Annotated in this window: 15 protein-coding genes; 14 read left to right on the top strand and 1 reads right to left on the bottom strand. The window is 72.4% G+C overall.

Translation table 11 applies throughout. From position 1 onward, the window contains the following. Nucleotides 1-41: 41 nt before the first annotated feature. Nucleotides 42-668, bottom strand: a complete 627-nt coding sequence (locus ACFXAE_RS28395) for a hypothetical protein (RefSeq protein ID WP_384719878.1) — start codon at nucleotides 666-668, stop codon at nucleotides 42-44. A 719-nt stretch (nucleotides 669-1,387) separates the two neighbouring features. On the opposite strand from ACFXAE_RS28395, the gene ACFXAE_RS28390 reads away from it, so the two are divergent. The 14 genes from ACFXAE_RS28390 (at nucleotide 1,388) to ACFXAE_RS28325 (ending at nucleotide 15,095) form a co-directional block, all read left to right on the top strand. Next, on the top strand, nucleotides 1,388-2,398 hold the full coding sequence (locus ACFXAE_RS28390) for an ABC transporter ATP-binding protein (RefSeq protein WP_384719876.1): 1,011 nt from the start codon (nucleotides 1,388-1,390) through the stop codon (nucleotides 2,396-2,398). After that, nucleotides 2,395-3,159, top strand: a complete 765-nt coding sequence (locus ACFXAE_RS28385; RefSeq protein WP_384719874.1) for an MlaE family ABC transporter permease — start codon at nucleotides 2,395-2,397, stop codon at nucleotides 3,157-3,159. Before ACFXAE_RS28390 ends, ACFXAE_RS28385 begins: the two co-directional genes overlap by 4 nt. A gap of 6 nt (nucleotides 3,160-3,165) precedes the next feature. Continuing rightward, entirely contained in the window at nucleotides 3,166-3,972 is an 807-nt protein-coding gene (locus ACFXAE_RS28380) for an MlaE family ABC transporter permease (RefSeq protein WP_384719872.1), read from the top strand. A gap of 1 nt (nucleotide 3,973) precedes the next feature. Beyond that, nucleotides 3,974-5,227, top strand: a complete 1,254-nt coding sequence (locus tag ACFXAE_RS28375; RefSeq protein WP_384719870.1) for an MCE family protein — start codon at nucleotides 3,974-3,976, stop codon at nucleotides 5,225-5,227. Then, nucleotides 5,224-6,282, top strand: a complete 1,059-nt coding sequence (locus tag ACFXAE_RS28370) for an MCE family protein (protein ID WP_384719868.1) — start codon at nucleotides 5,224-5,226, stop codon at nucleotides 6,280-6,282. Before ACFXAE_RS28375 ends, ACFXAE_RS28370 begins: the two co-directional genes overlap by 4 nt. Further along, nucleotides 6,279-7,355: an MCE family protein gene (locus ACFXAE_RS28365; protein ID WP_384719866.1), complete on the top strand. Its 1,077-nt coding sequence runs from the start codon at nucleotides 6,279-6,281 to the stop codon at nucleotides 7,353-7,355. Before ACFXAE_RS28370 ends, ACFXAE_RS28365 begins: the two co-directional genes overlap by 4 nt. Then, on the top strand, nucleotides 7,352-8,374 hold the full coding sequence (locus tag ACFXAE_RS28360; RefSeq protein WP_384719864.1) for an MCE family protein: 1,023 nt from the start codon (nucleotides 7,352-7,354) through the stop codon (nucleotides 8,372-8,374). The genes ACFXAE_RS28365 and ACFXAE_RS28360 overlap by 4 nt, the downstream gene beginning before the upstream one ends. Next, nucleotides 8,371-9,693, top strand: a complete 1,323-nt coding sequence (locus tag ACFXAE_RS28355) for an MCE family protein (RefSeq protein ID WP_384719862.1) — start codon at nucleotides 8,371-8,373, stop codon at nucleotides 9,691-9,693. The genes ACFXAE_RS28360 and ACFXAE_RS28355 overlap by 4 nt, the downstream gene beginning before the upstream one ends. Beyond that, on the top strand, nucleotides 9,690-10,967 hold the full coding sequence (locus ACFXAE_RS28350; RefSeq protein ID WP_384719860.1) for an MCE family protein: 1,278 nt from the start codon (nucleotides 9,690-9,692) through the stop codon (nucleotides 10,965-10,967). Before ACFXAE_RS28355 ends, ACFXAE_RS28350 begins: the two co-directional genes overlap by 4 nt. After that, on the top strand, nucleotides 10,964-11,479 hold the full coding sequence (locus tag ACFXAE_RS28345; RefSeq protein ID WP_384719858.1) for a hypothetical protein: 516 nt from the start codon (nucleotides 10,964-10,966) through the stop codon (nucleotides 11,477-11,479). Before ACFXAE_RS28350 ends, ACFXAE_RS28345 begins: the two co-directional genes overlap by 4 nt. 311 nt (nucleotides 11,480-11,790) lie before the next feature. Next, nucleotides 11,791-12,411: a hypothetical protein gene (locus ACFXAE_RS28340; RefSeq protein WP_384719882.1), complete on the top strand. Its 621-nt coding sequence runs from the start codon at nucleotides 11,791-11,793 to the stop codon at nucleotides 12,409-12,411. A gap of 27 nt (nucleotides 12,412-12,438) precedes the next feature. After that, nucleotides 12,439-12,987 (top strand): nuclear transport factor 2 family protein, encoded by a 549-nt coding sequence (locus ACFXAE_RS28335; RefSeq protein WP_384719856.1) that lies wholly within the window; start codon nucleotides 12,439-12,441, stop codon nucleotides 12,985-12,987. Between the two features lie 45 nt (nucleotides 12,988-13,032). Then, on the top strand, nucleotides 13,033-13,797 hold the full coding sequence (locus ACFXAE_RS28330; protein WP_384719854.1) for a hypothetical protein: 765 nt from the start codon (nucleotides 13,033-13,035) through the stop codon (nucleotides 13,795-13,797). 62 nt (nucleotides 13,798-13,859) lie between these two features. Next, the gene (locus tag ACFXAE_RS28325; RefSeq protein WP_384719852.1) at nucleotides 13,860-15,095 is read left to right on the top strand and encodes a lytic murein transglycosylase; all 1,236 of its coding nucleotides are present in this window, start codon (nucleotides 13,860-13,862) and stop codon (nucleotides 15,093-15,095) included. Nucleotides 15,096-15,215 lie beyond the last annotated feature (120 nt).

Here is a 15,215-nt window from a genome sequence, read left to right as displayed (position 1 = left end):
CAGCGGGCGGGCCGGCCGGGCGTTCGCGGGCGGGTGGCGCCTTACGGGTTGGTGCCGACGATCTTCGGGATGGTGCCGTTCGACGCCTTGATGGCGTAGTTGCCCCTGAAGAGGGGCTTGGTGGCGGTCGTGATGACCGTGCCGCAGTTGACCGGGTTGCTGACGGTCAGCTCGCCGGCGACGCTGTTGACGGCCAGGATGCCGGTGGAGTTGGTGTAGGTGGACGAGGCCTTGCCCTTCACCGTGAACTTGCAGACGCCGGCGGTCACGTTGGCCGTGACGTTGCCGACGTAGCCCTTGGTGACGCCGGTCGAGGCGGTGTAGTCCTGCGCGACGACGGTCCAGGGGGTGACCGCCACGGTGGTGACGTTGCCCAGGACGCTGGTGCACGGCGTCGTGGAGGTGCCGAAGTTGATGGCGTTGATGGTGGCGACCTGGGCCGGGTTGCCGGTGTTGCTCGCCATGGTGCCCGAGGCGCCCGAGGTCGTGCACGTCATCGGGATGGTGGCGGTCAGCACGATGTTGCCGCTGTTCGTCGCCGTGTAGTTGCCCGCGGGGGTGACGGTCCACACCGTGGACGGCACCGCCGAGGCGGGGGAGAGGGCGAGGCCGAGGGCGGCCGTGGCCGCACCCGCCACGACAGCGGTCCTTCTGAGGGTTTTCTTCATGGCTCGGGGAGTCTCCTTGTGGATTGACCGGCAGAGATGGGCCGTGGCCGAAGCGATCGAGGGGCGGCCGTGCGGCCCGCGGCTCGGTGTTCCCTGTCCGCGAACCATGACGTTACTTGCGGGAAACTTAGCCGAACAATGCCGCCGTTCATGATTCTTTGGAAAGCGGAAGCAACTGTTTCCGGGGTGAGCGGTTTGCGGGGCGTCTTACTCACCCGGCGTCAATGTCGAGATTTTCGGCCGACGTCCGGAAGTCTCCCGCCGAACGCCCGCCGTCGAGCCGCTCCGCTCACTCGGTGACAGTTTCGAGGACGTGTTTTATCTGCGTCCTGACAGGTTTTCCGTGGCCGGAGTGGGCCCCCCGGAAAACTCGGATTCCGCTATTGCCCGCCGAGGTTACTCGGCCGTAACGTGCCGGTGCGGTGCTCGGTTCCAGGTCGGTGGCCCCCGTCGGCCGGAGCCATGACGGATGCTTTCCGGCCACGCCCTTCCACCGGGCCGGACGTCCGTCGGCAGGGTCTCGCGGAGCCACACCCCCCGGAGCCGCGGGACCCTGCCTGTCTCCCCGGAGACAAGTGCGGGTGCGGCATGTTGTCTGCGCGGTGACAAAACCCGGAAGGGCGGTGGGAAACCCGCGCCGCACCCGTTGTCAGTACGTTCCACGTCGACTTAACGTGCGCCGGCGACGCGCGTGAAGCCACACGTCCGCTGGAGGTGAAATGGGAATCGAAGTGGTGGTCGAGGGTCTGACCAAGTCCTTCGGCAAGCAGAGCATCTGGCGGGACGTGACACTCACCCTCCCTGCCGGAGAGGTGAGCGTGATGCTGGGCCCGTCCGGCACCGGGAAGACCGTTTTCCTGAAGTCGCTCATAGGGCTGATCAAACCCGAGAAGGGCCGTGTCCTCATCAATGGGGTGGACATGGTGAACAGTCCCGAAAGGGATGTCTACGAGACCCGGAAATTGTTCGGGCTCATGTTCCAGGACGGAGCCCTCTTCGGGTCCATGTCCCTCTTCGACAACATCGCCTTCCCACTGCGCGAGCACACCCGCAAGAAGGAGTCCGAGATCCGCCGCATCGTCATGGAGCGGATCGAGGTCGTCGGGCTGCTGGGCGCGGAGGGCAAGCTCCCGGGAGAGATCAGCGGCGGCATGCGCAAGCGGGCCGGCCTGGCCCGCGCGCTCGTGCTGGACCCGCAGATCATCCTCTGCGACGAACCGGACTCCGGGCTCGACCCGGTCCGCACCGCCTACCTCTCCCAGCTGCTGATCGACCTGAACGCGCAGATCGACGCGACGATGCTGATCGTCACCCACAACCTCGACATCGCCGCCACCGTGCCCGACAACATGGGGATGCTCTTCCGGCGCGAACTCGTCACCTTCGGTCCGCGCGAGGTGCTGCTCACCAGCGACGAGCCGGTCGTGGCCCAGTTCCTCGGCGGCCGGCGCGAGGGCCCCATCGGAATGTCCGAGGAGAAGGACGCGGCCACCCTCGCCGCCGAGGCGGACGCCGCCTCCTCCGCTCCCGCCGTGCCCCGGGCGATCGTCCCGCAGCTGGAGCCGTCGCCCGGCCTCCCGCCGCGCCGTGCCGTCACCCGGCGACATGACCGCGTCATGAGCATGATCGACACGTTGCCGTCCGCCGCGCGCTCCGCCATCAGGGAGAGCTACGCCCGCAACGCGGAGGCGGCCACCCTGCCGATGCCCGCGGCCGGGGGCGGCGCATGATCACCGGCGCGCTGCGGCAGACCGGCCGGCTCTTCGCGCTCGCCGCCGAAGTGGGCCGCGCCCTCTTCCGAAGACCCTTCCAGTTCCGCGAGTTCATCGAGCAGTTCTGGTTCGTCGCGGGCGTCACCATCCTGCCCGCCGCCCTCGTCTCGATCCCCTTCGGCGCCGTCATCGCGCTCCAGGTCGGCTCCCTGACCCAGCAGCTGGGAGCCCAGTCGTTCACCGGGGGCGCCAGCGTCCTCGCCGTCGTCCAGCAGGCGAGCCCGCTCATCGTGGCCCTGCTGATCGCCGGCGCCGGCGGCTCCGCCATCTGCGCCGACCTCGGCTCCCGCAAGATCCGCGAGGAGCTCGACGCCATGGAGGTCATGGGCGTCTCGCCCGTGCAACGCCTCGTCGTGCCCCGGGTCCTGGCCACCATGGGCGTGGCGGTCCTGCTCAACGGGCTGGTCTCCGTCGTCGGTACCCTCGGCGGCTACTTCTTCAACGTCATCATGCAGGACGGCACCCCCGGCGCCTACCTGTCCAGCTTCTCCGCCCTCGCCCAGCCGGCCGACCTGTACATCAGCGAACTCAAGGCGCTGGTCTTCGGGTTCATCGCCGGCATCGTCGCCGCCTACCGGGGCCTCAACCCGCGCGGCGGCCCCAAGGGCGTCGGCGACGCCGTCAACCAGTCCGTCGTCATCACCTTCCTCCTGCTCTTCTTCGTGAACATGGTGATGACGGGCGTCTACCTCCAGATCGTCCCGCCGAAGGGAGGCTGAGGCCCGATGGCCTCCCCGCTCGCCCTGCTCGACCGCTCCGGCGACCACCTGCTCTTCTACGCCCGGGCGCTGCTGTGGATCCCGCGGACCCTGCACCGCTACCTCAAGGAGGTGCAGCGCCTCCTCGCCGAGGTCGCCTTCGGCTCCGGCGGCCTCGGCGTCATCGGCGGCACCATCGGCGTGATGACCGCGATGACGCTCTTCACCGGGACCGTCGTCGGACTCCAGGGCTACGCGGCCCTCGACCAGATCGGCACGGCCGCGTTCACCGGATTCGTCTCCGCCTACTTCAACACCCGCGAGATCGCCCCCCTCGTCGCCGGACTCGCCCTCTCGGCGACCGTCGGCGCCGGCTTCACCGCCCAGCTCGGCGCCATGCGCATCAACGAGGAGGTCGACGCCCTCGAGGGGATGGGGATCCGCTCCATGCCCTACCTGGTCACCACGCGCATCATCGCCGGGGTCGTCGCCATCGTCCCGCTCTACGCGATCGGGCTGCTCTCCTCCTACCTGGCCTCCCGCTACGTGACCGTCCTGTTCAACGGCCAGTCCCGGGGCACGTACGACCACTACTTCAACCTCTTCCTCTCCCCGACGGACGTCCTGCTCTCGGTGCTGAAGGTGCTGGTCTTCAGCGTGATGGTGATCCTCGCCCACTGCTACTACGGCTACCGCGCCACGGGCGGCCCCGCCGGCGTCGGCGTCGCCGTCGGCCGGTCCGTGCGCAACGCCATCGTGCTGATCAGCGTCACCGACTTCTTCCTGTCGCTCGCCCTGTGGGGCGCGACCACGACCGTGAAGGTGGCGGGGTGAGATGAGCGCGACACGAGGCGACACGCTGCGCCGCCGGTCCGCCGGAGTGGTGTTCCTGCTGGTGCCCGCCCTGCTGGTCTGGCTGGCCGTCGCCGTCTACGACAAGAGGTTCACCGACTCCGACCCGGTGGTCGTCGAGACCGGCAGCGTCGGCAACGAGATGCACCTGGGCGCCGAGGTCAAACTGCGCGGCGTCGTCGTCGGCGAGGTCCGTGCCATCGACGCCACCGGTGACGGGGCCCGGCTCACCCTCGCGATGAAGCCCGGCGCCCTCGACGACGTACCCTCCGACGTCCGCGCGCAGATGCTGCCGACCACCCTGTTCGGCGAGCGGTTCGTGGCCCTCGTGCCGCCCGAGGCCCCCTCGGGCCGGCCGCTGGCCGCCGGAGCCGTCATCCCCCAGGACCGCTCCGAGAACGCCGTCGAACTCCAGCAGGTCCTCGACGACGTCCTGCCGATGCTCACCGCGGTCCAGCCGCAGAAGCTGTCCGCGACCCTGTCGGCCGTCTCGCGGGCCCTGGAGGGACGCGGCGACCGGCTCGGCGACACGCTCGTGCAACTGGACGCGCACCTGGAGGAGTTCAACCCCCACCTGCCCACCCTCAACCGGGACCTCAAGCACCTCGTGAAGGTCGGCCACGTCTACGCGGACGCCGCGCCCGACATCATCACGGCGCTCACCGACTTCACCACCACCAGCGGCACCCTCGCCGAACAGGAGGCCGCCTACGCCGACACCCTCGGCGCCACCACCCGGACGGCCGAGGACGTGACGGCCTTCCTGAGGAAGAACAAGGACAACATCGTCCGGCTCGCCGCGACCAGCAGGCCCACCCTGGAACTGCTCGCCGAGTACTCCCCCTCCTTCCCCTGCACCCTGCGCACCCTCGCCGAGTTCGTGCCCGCCATGGACAAGGCGCTCGGCAAGGGCACCGACCGGCCCGGCATCCACGTCGACGTCACCACCGTCCCCTCGCGCGGCGCCTACCTGCCCGGCCGCGACACCCCGGTGTACGACTCCGGCGGCGGCCCCCGCTGCCCCTCAGTGCCCTACCTCGGCCCACTCGCCCGGCCCGCCGCACAGGCGTCCGCGGCGGTCGGCCAGGACCTCGGGCCCGCCAACTCCCCACAGGAGAACGACCTGGTCAACGAACTGCTCGCACCCGCCGCCGGCCGGCACCCCGGTGATCTGCCCGACTGGAGCAGCCTGCTCGTCGGCCCGGCCTACCGCGGCACGGAGGTGACCCTCGGATGACCGGCCCCGACAACGCGCACACCCGGCGCCGCCCGCTGACCGGGCCGCTGCTCAAGTCCCTGGTCTTCGTGCTGGTCACCGGCCTCGCCACGACCGTGCTCGGCCTCAGTGTCGCCAACACCGGTGTCAGCACCGGCACCCACACCTACCGGGCCCTGTTCACCGACGTCACCGGACTCGTCGACGGCGACAGCGTACGGATCTCCGGGGTGGAGGTCGGCGAGGTGACCGACGTCCGCGTCGTGCGACGGCGCACCGCACAGGTCACCTTCACCGTCCGCGACGACCGCCGGCTGCCCCGGTCGGCCACCGCCGCCGTGAAGTACCTCAACATGGTCGGCCAGCGCTACGTCGCCCTCGACCGCGGCAGCGGCGACCTCACCGGCACGCTCGAAGCGGGCGACACCATCCCGCTCGACCGCACCACACCCGCCCTCGACCTGACGCTGCTCTTCAACGGGTTCAAGCCGCTGTTCGAAGGGCTGTCCCCGAAGGACGTCAACGAACTCGCCGGATCGGTCGTGCAGGTGCTCCAGGGCGAGGGCGCCACCGTCGACAGCCTGATCCGCCACATCGGCTCGCTCAGCACGACCGTCGCCGCCAAGGACAAGGTGATCGGCCAGGTCGTCGACAACCTCACCACCGTCCTGGAGACGCTCAACGACCGCGAGGACAGCTTCGACGACCTCGTCGTCACCCTGCGGGACATCGTCACCGGCTTCAACGACGACCGCGAACCCCTCGGCGAGGCCGTCGAGGCCATGGGCGACCTGACCACCGTCACCGCCGGTCTCCTCGAGGACGGACGCGCCCCCCTGAAGCAGGACATCCGCGAACTGGGCCGGCTCTCGACGAACCTGGGCGCACACACGCCGCAGATCGAGGACTTCCTCGAGCGCACCCCCGCCAAGATGACCGCCCTGGCCCGCCTGTCCTCCTACGGATCGTGGTTCAACCTCTACCTCTGTGAGGCGCGGGTGAGCGGAGTGACCACCTCCGACGGTTCGAAGCCGCCGACCGGCATCGCGATCACCGAATCGAGGTGCCGCGGATGAGACCCTTCGCACGGCGCGAGCGGACCACCGGGGCCCGGCGCCCGTGGTCCAAGCCGGTCAAGGAACGCGAGCCCGTCGCCGTCGCCGTCGTCGGGCTGCTCACCCTCGCCCTGCTCGCCGTCCTCGTCTACCACGTGGACCGGCTGCCGTTCGGCGGCGGTACGCACTACAGCGCCGACTTCTCCGAGGCCGCCGGCCTCGGAGAGGGCGACGAGGTGCGCATCGCCGGCGTCAAGGCGGGCGAGGTCACCGGCGTCGCCCTCGACGGCGACAGGGTGAAGGTCACCTTCGAGGTCGAGGACGCCTGGATCGGCGACCGGACGACCGCCGCCATCGCCATCAAGACCCTCCTCGGCGACAAGTACCTGGCGCTCGACCCGCTCGGTTCCGCCCGGCAGGACCCCGGCAGCCGCATCCCGCTGGCCCGCACCACCTCCCCCTACGACGTGACCCAGGCGTTCCAGGACCTCGGCTCCACCGTCGAGGACATCGACACCCGGCGGCTCGCGGAGAGCTTCGAGACCCTCTCCGACACCTTCGAGAACTCCCCGCCCCATGTGCGCACCGCCGCCGACGGCCTGTCCGCGCTGTCGAAGTCCGTCTCGAAACGCGACGCGAAGCTCTCCGAACTCCTCAACGGCAGCGCCCGGTTCACCAAGACGCTGGAGAACAAGAAGTCCAGCTTCGAGACCCTCATCGAGGACGGCGGTTCCCTGCTCGGCGAACTGAAGGACCGCCGCGGCGCCATCCGGGCCCTGCTCAAGGGCAGCAGGGAACTCGGCAAGGAGATCAGCGGCCTCGTCGACGACAACGAGAAGCAGCTCGGCCCCACCCTCAAGGCCCTCGGCCGGGTCACCGGCGTCCTGGAGAAGAACAACGCCCAGCTCGGCAAGACCCTCGCGCTGGTCGGCCCGTACTACCGCCTCGTCGGCAACACCCTGGGCAACGGCCGCTGGTTCGACAGCTACCTGTGCGGCGTCGTGCCCCGCGACTACCTGCCCGAGACGTCCCTGCCCGAGACCGGCTGCCTGCCGCCGAAACAGGCGGCGGCCCAGGGGAACGGTGAGCGATGAGCAGACGCAGAAAAGTCCTCACCGGCCTGCTCGCCCTCGCGGTGCTGGCCGCCGGCGGCCTCACCGCCGTCCGGGTCCTCTCCTCCGACGGCACCCGCCTCACCGCCTACTTCGACCGCGCCGTCGGCATCTACGCCGGGTCCGACCTGCGCATCCTCGGTGTGCGGGTCGGTGAGGTGGAGTCGGTGCGGCCGCAGGGCACCACGGTGCGCGTCGGCCTCCTCCTGGACGAGGGCGTGAAGGTCCCCGAGGGCGCGCGGGCCGTCGTCGTCGCGCCGAGCGTCGTCGCCGACCGCTACGTGCAGCTCACCCCCGCCCACAGCTCGGGCCCCGCCCTCGCCGAGGGAGCCGTCCTGCCCGCCGCGCGCAACCGCACCCCCGTCGAGATCGACCAGCTCTACGACTCGGTCACCGAACTCGGCGAGGCCCTCGGCCCGGACGGCGCCAACTCCAGTGGCGCCCTGTCCGAACTGCTGAGCACCGGCGCCGCCAACCTCGACGGCAACGGCGAGGCCATCGGCGAGAGCATCGAGGAGTTCGGCAAGGCGGCCAGGACCCTCGACGGCAGCAGCGGCGACCTGTTCGGCACGCTGCGCAGCCTCCAGACCTTCACCACCATGCTGAAGGAGAAGGACACCGGCGTGCGCACCGCGCAGGAACGCCTGGACGAGGTCGTCGGCTTCTTCGCCGACAACAAGGACGACCTGGCCGGCGCGCTCGAGGAACTCGGCACCGCCCTCGGCCGGATCAAGACCTTCATCGAGGACAACCGGGGCGAGCTGAAGGAGAACGTCGACCGGCTCGTCCCTCTCACCCGGACCCTCGTCGAGCAGCGGACCTCGCTCGCCGAGGCGCTGGACGTGGCGCCGCTGGCCGCGGGCAACGTCGTGGACGCCTACAACCCCGACACCCGCACCCTCGACGGCCGCGCGAACCTCAACGAGATCAGCATGGGCGGACCGCTGCTGCCGCTGCCCGCGACAGGCGGCTCCGCCGCCACCGGGGAGGGGGAGCGATGAGGCGCGGCACGCGGAACTCCGGCCCGAGAGCCGCGGCGGTGAAGCGCGGCGTGCTCACCACGGGCGGCGCCGCCGGCCTCACCCTGGGCGGACTGATCGCCCTCGGCCTCGGCTTCGCCCTGGCCCTCGGCGCCGTCACCGTCGAACCGCCGCGCTTCGACGGCATCGAGGACCTGCCGTTGCCCGGCGGCGCCGACCTCGGCGACCACCCCTACACCGTCACCGCGGAAATCCGGGACGTGCTCAGCCTGGTGCCGCAGTCCGCGGTGAAGGTCGACGACGTCGCCGTCGGCCGGGTCACCGCCGTCGAACTCGGCCACGACGACTGGTCGGCCCGGGTCACCATGAAGATCAACGGCGATGTACGGCTGCCCGCCGACGCCACCGCCCGCCTCGAACAGTCCAGCCTGCTGGGCGAGAAGTACGTCCAGCTCGTCGCGCCCGACCGGAAGTCCGGAGCCGCGAGGCTGGCGGACGGGGCCGTCATCCCGGTCTCCCGCACCAGCCGCAACACCGAGGTGGAGGAGGTGTTCGGCGCGCTGTCCCTGCTCCTCAACGGCGGCGGGGTCAACCAGCTCAAGACCATCACCCGGGAACTCAACACGGCGCTCGGCGGCCGCGAGCCCGAGGTCCGCTCCGTGCTGAAACGGGTCGACACCCTGGTGACCGACCTCGACGACCACCGGGGCGACATCACCGACGCCCTCGACGCCGTCAACCGGCTCTCCACGACCCTCGCCACCCGCAAGGACGACGTCGGCACCGTACTCACCGGCCTCTCACCCGGCCTGAAGACGCTGGAGAGGCAGCGCGGCTCACTGCTGACCATGCTGCGTTCCCTCGACACGCTCTCCGGCGTCGCCGTCACCACCATCGACGCGAGCAAGGACGACATGATCGCCGACCTCAAGGCCATCGCGCCGGCCCTGAAGGCGCTCGCGGACGCGGGCACCGACCTGCCCGACTCCCTGGAGGTGCTGCTGACGTACCCGTTCACCGACGAGGTGCTGCGGGGCGTGAAGGGCGACTACCTCAACGTGTACCTGGACATGGTCGCCGTGCCCGGGACCCAGGTGATCCCGCCGCTGGTGCCGCGGGGCACGGCCTCGCCCTCCGCCCCGGCGGGCAGCGGGCCGGGAGCGGCCGGGAAGGGGCGGTCCGGGGAGCGGGCGGACGGGGAACGGGAATCCGCCGCGCCGTCGGCGGCCCCGTCCCGGCGGCCCTCACCGACGCACTCCTCCCCGCTGCCCCTGCCCTCCGTCCCCGTCACCGGGACGTCGGCGGATCCGGCGGACGCCCGGGGAGGTGAGCCGGGTTGATCACCCTCGCCGTACGGCTGAAGAACCTCGCCTTCCTCGTCGTCGCCGTCCTCGCCCTCTCCTTCCTCGGCATCCGCTACGCCGACCTCGGGCGGTACGTCGGGGTCGCCGACCACTACACCGTCGACGTGCGACTCCCGCGCACCGGCGGACTGTTCACCCACTCCGACGTCACCTACCGGGGCGTCTCCGTGGGCCGCGTCGGACCGATCGGCCTGACCGCCGACGGTGTCGTCGCCGAACTCCGCATCAAGAAGTCCGCCCCGCGCATCCCCGCCGACACCCGCGCCGTGGTCGCCGGGCTCTCCGCGGTGGGTGAGCAGTACATCGACCTGCGGCCCGAGAGCGACGGCGGCCCCTACCTCGCCGAGGGCGCCCGCATCGAACAGGCCGACACCCAGGTGCCCAGACCCGTCACCGACGTGCTCCGCAGCGTCGACGACCTCACCCGCTCCGTCCCGCTCGACGACCTGCGCACGGTCGTGGACGAGTTCGGCAAGGCCTTCGAGGGCCACGGCGACGACCTCCAGGTGCTGCTCGACAGCGGCAGCGCCTTCGTGGAGGCCGCCGACCGCGCCCTGCCGTCCACCACCAGGCTCATCACCGACGGCGAGACCGTCCTGCGCACCCAGGCCGAGGAGGAGCGGGCCATCCGCGACTTCGCCGTCGGGGCGGAGGAACTGGCCCGCACCCTCAAGGGCTCCGACGCCGACCTGCGCCGCCTCCTCACCGTCACCCCCGAGGCCGCCACCCAGGTCAGCGGCGTCCTGCGGGACCTGGACCCGAGCCTGGGCGTCGTCCTCGCCAATCTGCTCACCACCTCCGAGATCGCCGTCACCCGGCAGCGCGGCACGGAGGAACTCCTCGTGAAGTACCCGGCGGCCGTCGCCGCCGGCGCCACCGCCGTCGACGGAGGGAAGCTGAACCTCGGCATGGCCGTCACCTTCTTCAAGCCCCTGCCCTGCACCGCCGGATACGGCGCCACGCGCTACCGCAACGGGCTCGACCTCGGCACCACGCCCGCCCTCAACACCGGCGCGGCCTGCACCGCCCCCGCCGCGGACGGGTTCAACGTGCGCGGCTCGGCGAACGCCCCGAAGGGCGGCCCGGTGCCCGAGCCGGCCAGGCCCGGATCCCTGCCCTCCGGCAGCGGCGGGGCACGGACGGGCGGACCGGCCGCACTCCCCGGCGCCCTCGCCCTGCCCGGCCAGGACGGCGAGGCACCGGGGGACATGGCGGGCCTCCTCGCCCCGGCCGGCGGGAGCACGCGATGAACAGGGCCCGGATCCTCACCGGCGTGGGCCTCGCCCTGGCGCTCGGCCTCTTCGGCACCGGCGCGTGGACGTACGGGCAGGCACGCACCGACGACGCGCTCGCGTACGGCCGGGAGCGCGACCGGGTGCTCGCCGGCGGACGGGCGGGCATCACCGTGCTCACCACCCTCGACGCCTCCACCCGGCAGCGGGCGGAGAAGGGCATCCGGGCCTGGCGCGACGCCTCCACCGGGCCGCTGCGCGAGGAACTGGGCCGCACCGAGGCGAAGGCGGGCGCCTCGGCGCGCGGCACGGTCACCGAGGCGGCCGTCACCGCGCTCGACACGCGGGCCGGCACGGCCAAGCTGATCGTCACCGTCCGCGTCGAGGTCACCCCCGCAGGGACGAAGAAGCCGGCCACCGACCGCAAGCGCCTGGAGGCGGTCCTGGCGCGCACGGGCGAGGGGGAGTGGAAGGTGAGGGCGCTGAGCGCGGTACCGCTCTCGGGGGAGCGGGAGGGCGGGGACCGATGACACTGGCACGGCTGCTGCGCGGGGGCAGGGCGCGAAATTCCGCACGGGGCACGGACCCGGTCCCGGGACTGGACCCGGTCCCGGGACTGGACCCGGTCCCGGGACTGGACCCGGTCCCGGGACTGGACCCGGTCCCGGGCACGGCCCCGGCCCCGGGGGCGGCGCTCGCGCGGGACGTGACCCCGGGAGCGGGCCCCGAGCCGGACCCGGCTTCCGGGACGGGACCCGCGGACGCGTCCACCGCGGGAAGGACGCCTACGGGCGGCCCCTTTGAGGGCGGGACGTTCGACGGCAGGGAGTCCGAGGACGGGATGTCCAAGGACGGTCCCTCCACCGATGGGCCGCCCGGGGACCGGCGAGCCGGGGACGGGCGCTCCGGGACGGAGGACCTCGCGGACGAGTCCTCCGCGGGCCCGGTGGACGGTGCCCGCGCCCGTCGGACACGACGGGCCGCCCTCGCCGCCCTCGCCGCGGTGCTCGCCCTCGGCGGCTGCGGCTTCCTCTACGGCACCCACCGGCTCACGTCGGCCGAGTCCGCCCGGAACCGCGCGCTCACCGACACCGAGGCCACCCACCGCGTCGCCGGCGAGGTCGCCAACGCCCTCGCCCGCGTCTTCTCCTACACACCGGAGGGCACCGCGGCCGCCGAGCGCTCCGCGCGCTCCGTCCTCGGCGGTCGCGCCGCCCGCCAGTACCAGGACCTCTTCGCCCAGGTCCGCGAGGACCTCACCGAGCAGCGCCTCACCCTGAGCACCCGGGCCGTCCGCACCGGGGTGATCGAACTCGACGGCGACAGGGCGCGCCTGCTGGTCTTCCTCGACCAGACCTCCCGCCGCGGCAAGGACGAGGCCACCACCGCGGCGGCCCAGCTCACCGTCACGGCCCGGCTGGAGAACGACCGGTGGCGGATCGTCGACCTCAAGGCCCGCTGACCCGTGCGCGGGAGACTGGAGCACCCCATGAAGCGCGCGGTCCGCGCCCTCACCGCACACCGCCCCCGTCCGCTGCCGTCCCTGGTCCTCGCCCTCACCCTCACCGCGGGCGGCTTCGCGGCCTGGACGGGACAGGACTGGTACCGCGCGGCCCACGACGACCGGGCCGCGTACGCCGCGCAACGGGACGAGGCGCTCGCCGCCGGGGAGCAGGCCGTACAGAACCTCAACACGCTCGACCACCGGGACCTGAACCAGGGCCTCGACCTGTGGGAGTCGTCGACCACCGGTGAACTGCACGAACAACTGGCGTCGGGGCGCGAAGAGTTCGCCGAGCAGGTGAGGACGGCGAAGACGGTCACCACGGCCCGGGTGTTGTCGGGCGCCGTCACCGAACTCGACGACCGCGCGGGCCGCGCCCGGGTGCTGATCGCCCTGCGCGTCACCGTCAGGGCGTCCGGCGGCGCGAAGACGGACAAGGACAGCCGCATGCTCGGCGAACTCACCCGCACCGGGGGCCGGTGGAAGCTGAGCGCCCTGGGACAGGCCCCCGTGGGCGGCGCACCGACCGGCTGACCCGGTTCCGTACCGCGCAAGCCGCCGCACCGAGAGGACAGCAGGATGTCGACGACCCGCCACCACATCAACCGCCAGCGGCGCCGCCAGGCCCGCGAGACCCGGCCCGCCGCTTCCACCGGGGCCCCGGAGAGCACCGGAAGCCGGGCCCGCACGGGCGGTACGGCCGTCCTGTCCCCTCCCGGCCCCTCGCCCTCGTCCTCCGCGCGGACGACCGGGACGCCCGGGGCGACCGGGGCGACCGGAGAGGGGAAGGCGGACCGGACCCGGTCGCGCCGCCCGAAGGGCCTCGTGGTGCTCTGCGCGCTGACCGTGCTCCTCGGCGGCTTCGCCGGCTGGGCGCACGCGAAGGCCGAAGCGCTCCGGGACGACCCCGCGCGGCGCAACACCGCCCTGACCGACCTCGCCCGCACCGGCGAGATCAAGGGACAGACGTCCAAGGCCGTCGGCCTGCTCTTCTCCTACGACCACACCGACCCCGGCGCCCTCGGGAAAGCCGCGCGGGACCTCCTCACGGGAAAGGCCGTCGACCAGCACCGCACCCTGCTCGCCGACGTCCGCGAGCGGGCCGACGAGCAGAAGGCGGTGATCACCACGACGGTCACCGAGAGCGCGGTCGAACGGATCGACGGCCACCGGGCCCGGGTCCTCGTCTACGCCGACCAGAGCAGCGTCGGCACCGCCGGAAACGCGAAGGACGCCAAGGACGCGAAGGACGCGGGCGTGTACGCGGGCGCCATGCTCGCCGTCGACGTCGTGCACCGCGACGGACGGTGGCTCGTCTCCGGCATCGACACCTTCGGTCGCTGAGGGCCGCGCGACCGACGGAACCCACGGGCCCACCCGCCCCGCATCCGACAGGAGTGACAGCCATGCCCGCACGCCGCACACGACGTCCGCGCACCGGCCGGACCCGCAGGGGACTGCGGGCGACCGCCATCACCGTGGCGGCGATGGCGGCCCTCACCGCCTCCCGGGCTCCCGGACTCACCGGGGACGTGGGGGACACCCACGCCGCTCCGCCCGCCGACGAGCCCCGCAGGACGGCGGCAGGCGGTCCGTACGCCGGACTCGTTCCGCCGGGTGACGGTTCCTACCACACCGAGCTCCCGCCCCTGACGACCCGGGACGCCGCACCGGCCGCCCCGGCGCTCGTGCGGGACCTCCGCTCCCAGTCCGGCATCCCGGCCACCGTGCTGCGTGCCTACCGAGCCGCCGAGACCTCCGTCGGCAGGACGGACCCCGGCTGCCGGCTGCCCTGGGAGCTGCTCGCGGCGATCGGCAAGGTCGAGTCCGGCCAGGCGCGCGGCGGCGCGGTCGACCGGAACGGCACCACACGGGGCCGGATCACCGGGCCACCGCTCGACGGCCGGGGGTTCGCCCTGATCCGGGACACGGACGGGGGCGCCCACGACGGTGACACGGTCTACGACCGCGCGGTGGGACCGATGCAGTTCCTGCCGTCCACCTGGGCCCGCTGGGGCACGGACGGCAACGGTGACGGCCGGGCCGACCCGAACAACGTCTTCGACGCGGCCCTGGCGGCCGGCCACTACCTGTGCGCGGGCGACCGGGACCTGGGCCGGGCCGCCGACCTGGACCGGGCGGTCCTCAGCTACAACCACTCGCGCCCCTATCTGAGACTGGTCAGGTACTGGCTGGACTTCTACAACCGGGGGGTCCACACCGTCCCCGACGGTGAGGGCGTCGTCCCGAGGAGTCCCGGCGCGGGCGGCGCCACCCCGGCGACCGAGCCCGTGGACAAGGGCAGCGGCGGAAAGGGGAACGGCGGCGGCGGAATCATCATCGGTCCGGACCCGAGCACTCCGGGCAGCCCCGAGCCGTCCCCGTCCCCGTCCTCCTCCGCCCCGGCACCCACTCCGACGTCCGCGTCCCCGTCTCCGGAGCCCTCCCCGACGGCGCCCCCGACGAGCCAGGAGCCTTCGGAGACACCCGGTGAGTCCCCCACGGGGACCCCGTCGCCGGACCCGACCGGCCCGAGCCCCTCGCCCACCGGCCCGGACGACTGCTCCGCCGAGTCCGGGTCCCCGTCCCCCGACCCCACCGCCTCCCCGACCGCCTCACCCTGCCCGACGGTCACTTCGTGAGGTACGTGAGGAAGCCGGCCCGGGCGGTGGGGGAGAGGGCGGCTTCCGCACGGTCACCGTCGCCGCTGCCGCTGTAGCTCGGCTTGAACCGGTCCGGTCCGCCGGTGCCCGGAGGTTTCC

Origin of the sequence: Streptomyces sp. NPDC059454 (genome assembly GCF_042749965.1) — a bacterium.
Lineage (GTDB): Bacteria > Actinomycetota > Actinomycetes > Streptomycetales > Streptomycetaceae > Streptomyces.
Note: the sequence above shows the minus strand (reverse complement) of the source record. Positions and strands in the feature narration are given on the sequence as shown.

Bases quoted from the DNA above. Each gene is read 5' to 3' on its own strand.
- ACFXAE_RS28355 (WP_384719862.1), top strand. From the start codon at position 8,371: ATGAGGCGCGGCACGCGGAACTCCGGCCCGAGAGCCGCGGCGGTGAAG.
- ACFXAE_RS28375 (WP_384719870.1), top strand. From the start codon at position 3,974: ATGAGCGCGACACGAGGCGACACGCTGCGCCGCCGGTCCGCCGGAGTG.
- ACFXAE_RS28335 (WP_384719856.1), top strand. From the start codon at position 12,439: ATGAAGCGCGCGGTCCGCGCCCTCACCGCACACCGCCCCCGTCCGCTG.
- ACFXAE_RS28380 (WP_384719872.1), top strand. From the start codon at position 3,166: ATGGCCTCCCCGCTCGCCCTGCTCGACCGCTCCGGCGACCACCTGCTC.
- ACFXAE_RS28340 (WP_384719882.1), top strand. From the start codon at position 11,791: ATGTCCAAGGACGGTCCCTCCACCGATGGGCCGCCCGGGGACCGGCGA.
- ACFXAE_RS28365 (WP_384719866.1), top strand. From the start codon at position 6,279: ATGAGACCCTTCGCACGGCGCGAGCGGACCACCGGGGCCCGGCGCCCG.
- ACFXAE_RS28395 (WP_384719878.1), bottom strand. From the start codon at position 668: ATGAAGAAAACCCTCAGAAGGACCGCTGTCGTGGCGGGTGCGGCCACG.
- ACFXAE_RS28325 (WP_384719852.1), top strand. From the start codon at position 13,860: ATGCCCGCACGCCGCACACGACGTCCGCGCACCGGCCGGACCCGCAGG.
- ACFXAE_RS28390 (WP_384719876.1), top strand. From the start codon at position 1,388: ATGGGAATCGAAGTGGTGGTCGAGGGTCTGACCAAGTCCTTCGGCAAG.
- ACFXAE_RS28370 (WP_384719868.1), top strand. From the start codon at position 5,224: ATGACCGGCCCCGACAACGCGCACACCCGGCGCCGCCCGCTGACCGGG.
- ACFXAE_RS28330 (WP_384719854.1), top strand. From the start codon at position 13,033: ATGTCGACGACCCGCCACCACATCAACCGCCAGCGGCGCCGCCAGGCC.
- ACFXAE_RS28360 (WP_384719864.1), top strand. From the start codon at position 7,352: ATGAGCAGACGCAGAAAAGTCCTCACCGGCCTGCTCGCCCTCGCGGTG.
- ACFXAE_RS28345 (WP_384719858.1), top strand. From the start codon at position 10,964: ATGAACAGGGCCCGGATCCTCACCGGCGTGGGCCTCGCCCTGGCGCTC.
- ACFXAE_RS28385 (WP_384719874.1), top strand. From the start codon at position 2,395: ATGATCACCGGCGCGCTGCGGCAGACCGGCCGGCTCTTCGCGCTCGCC.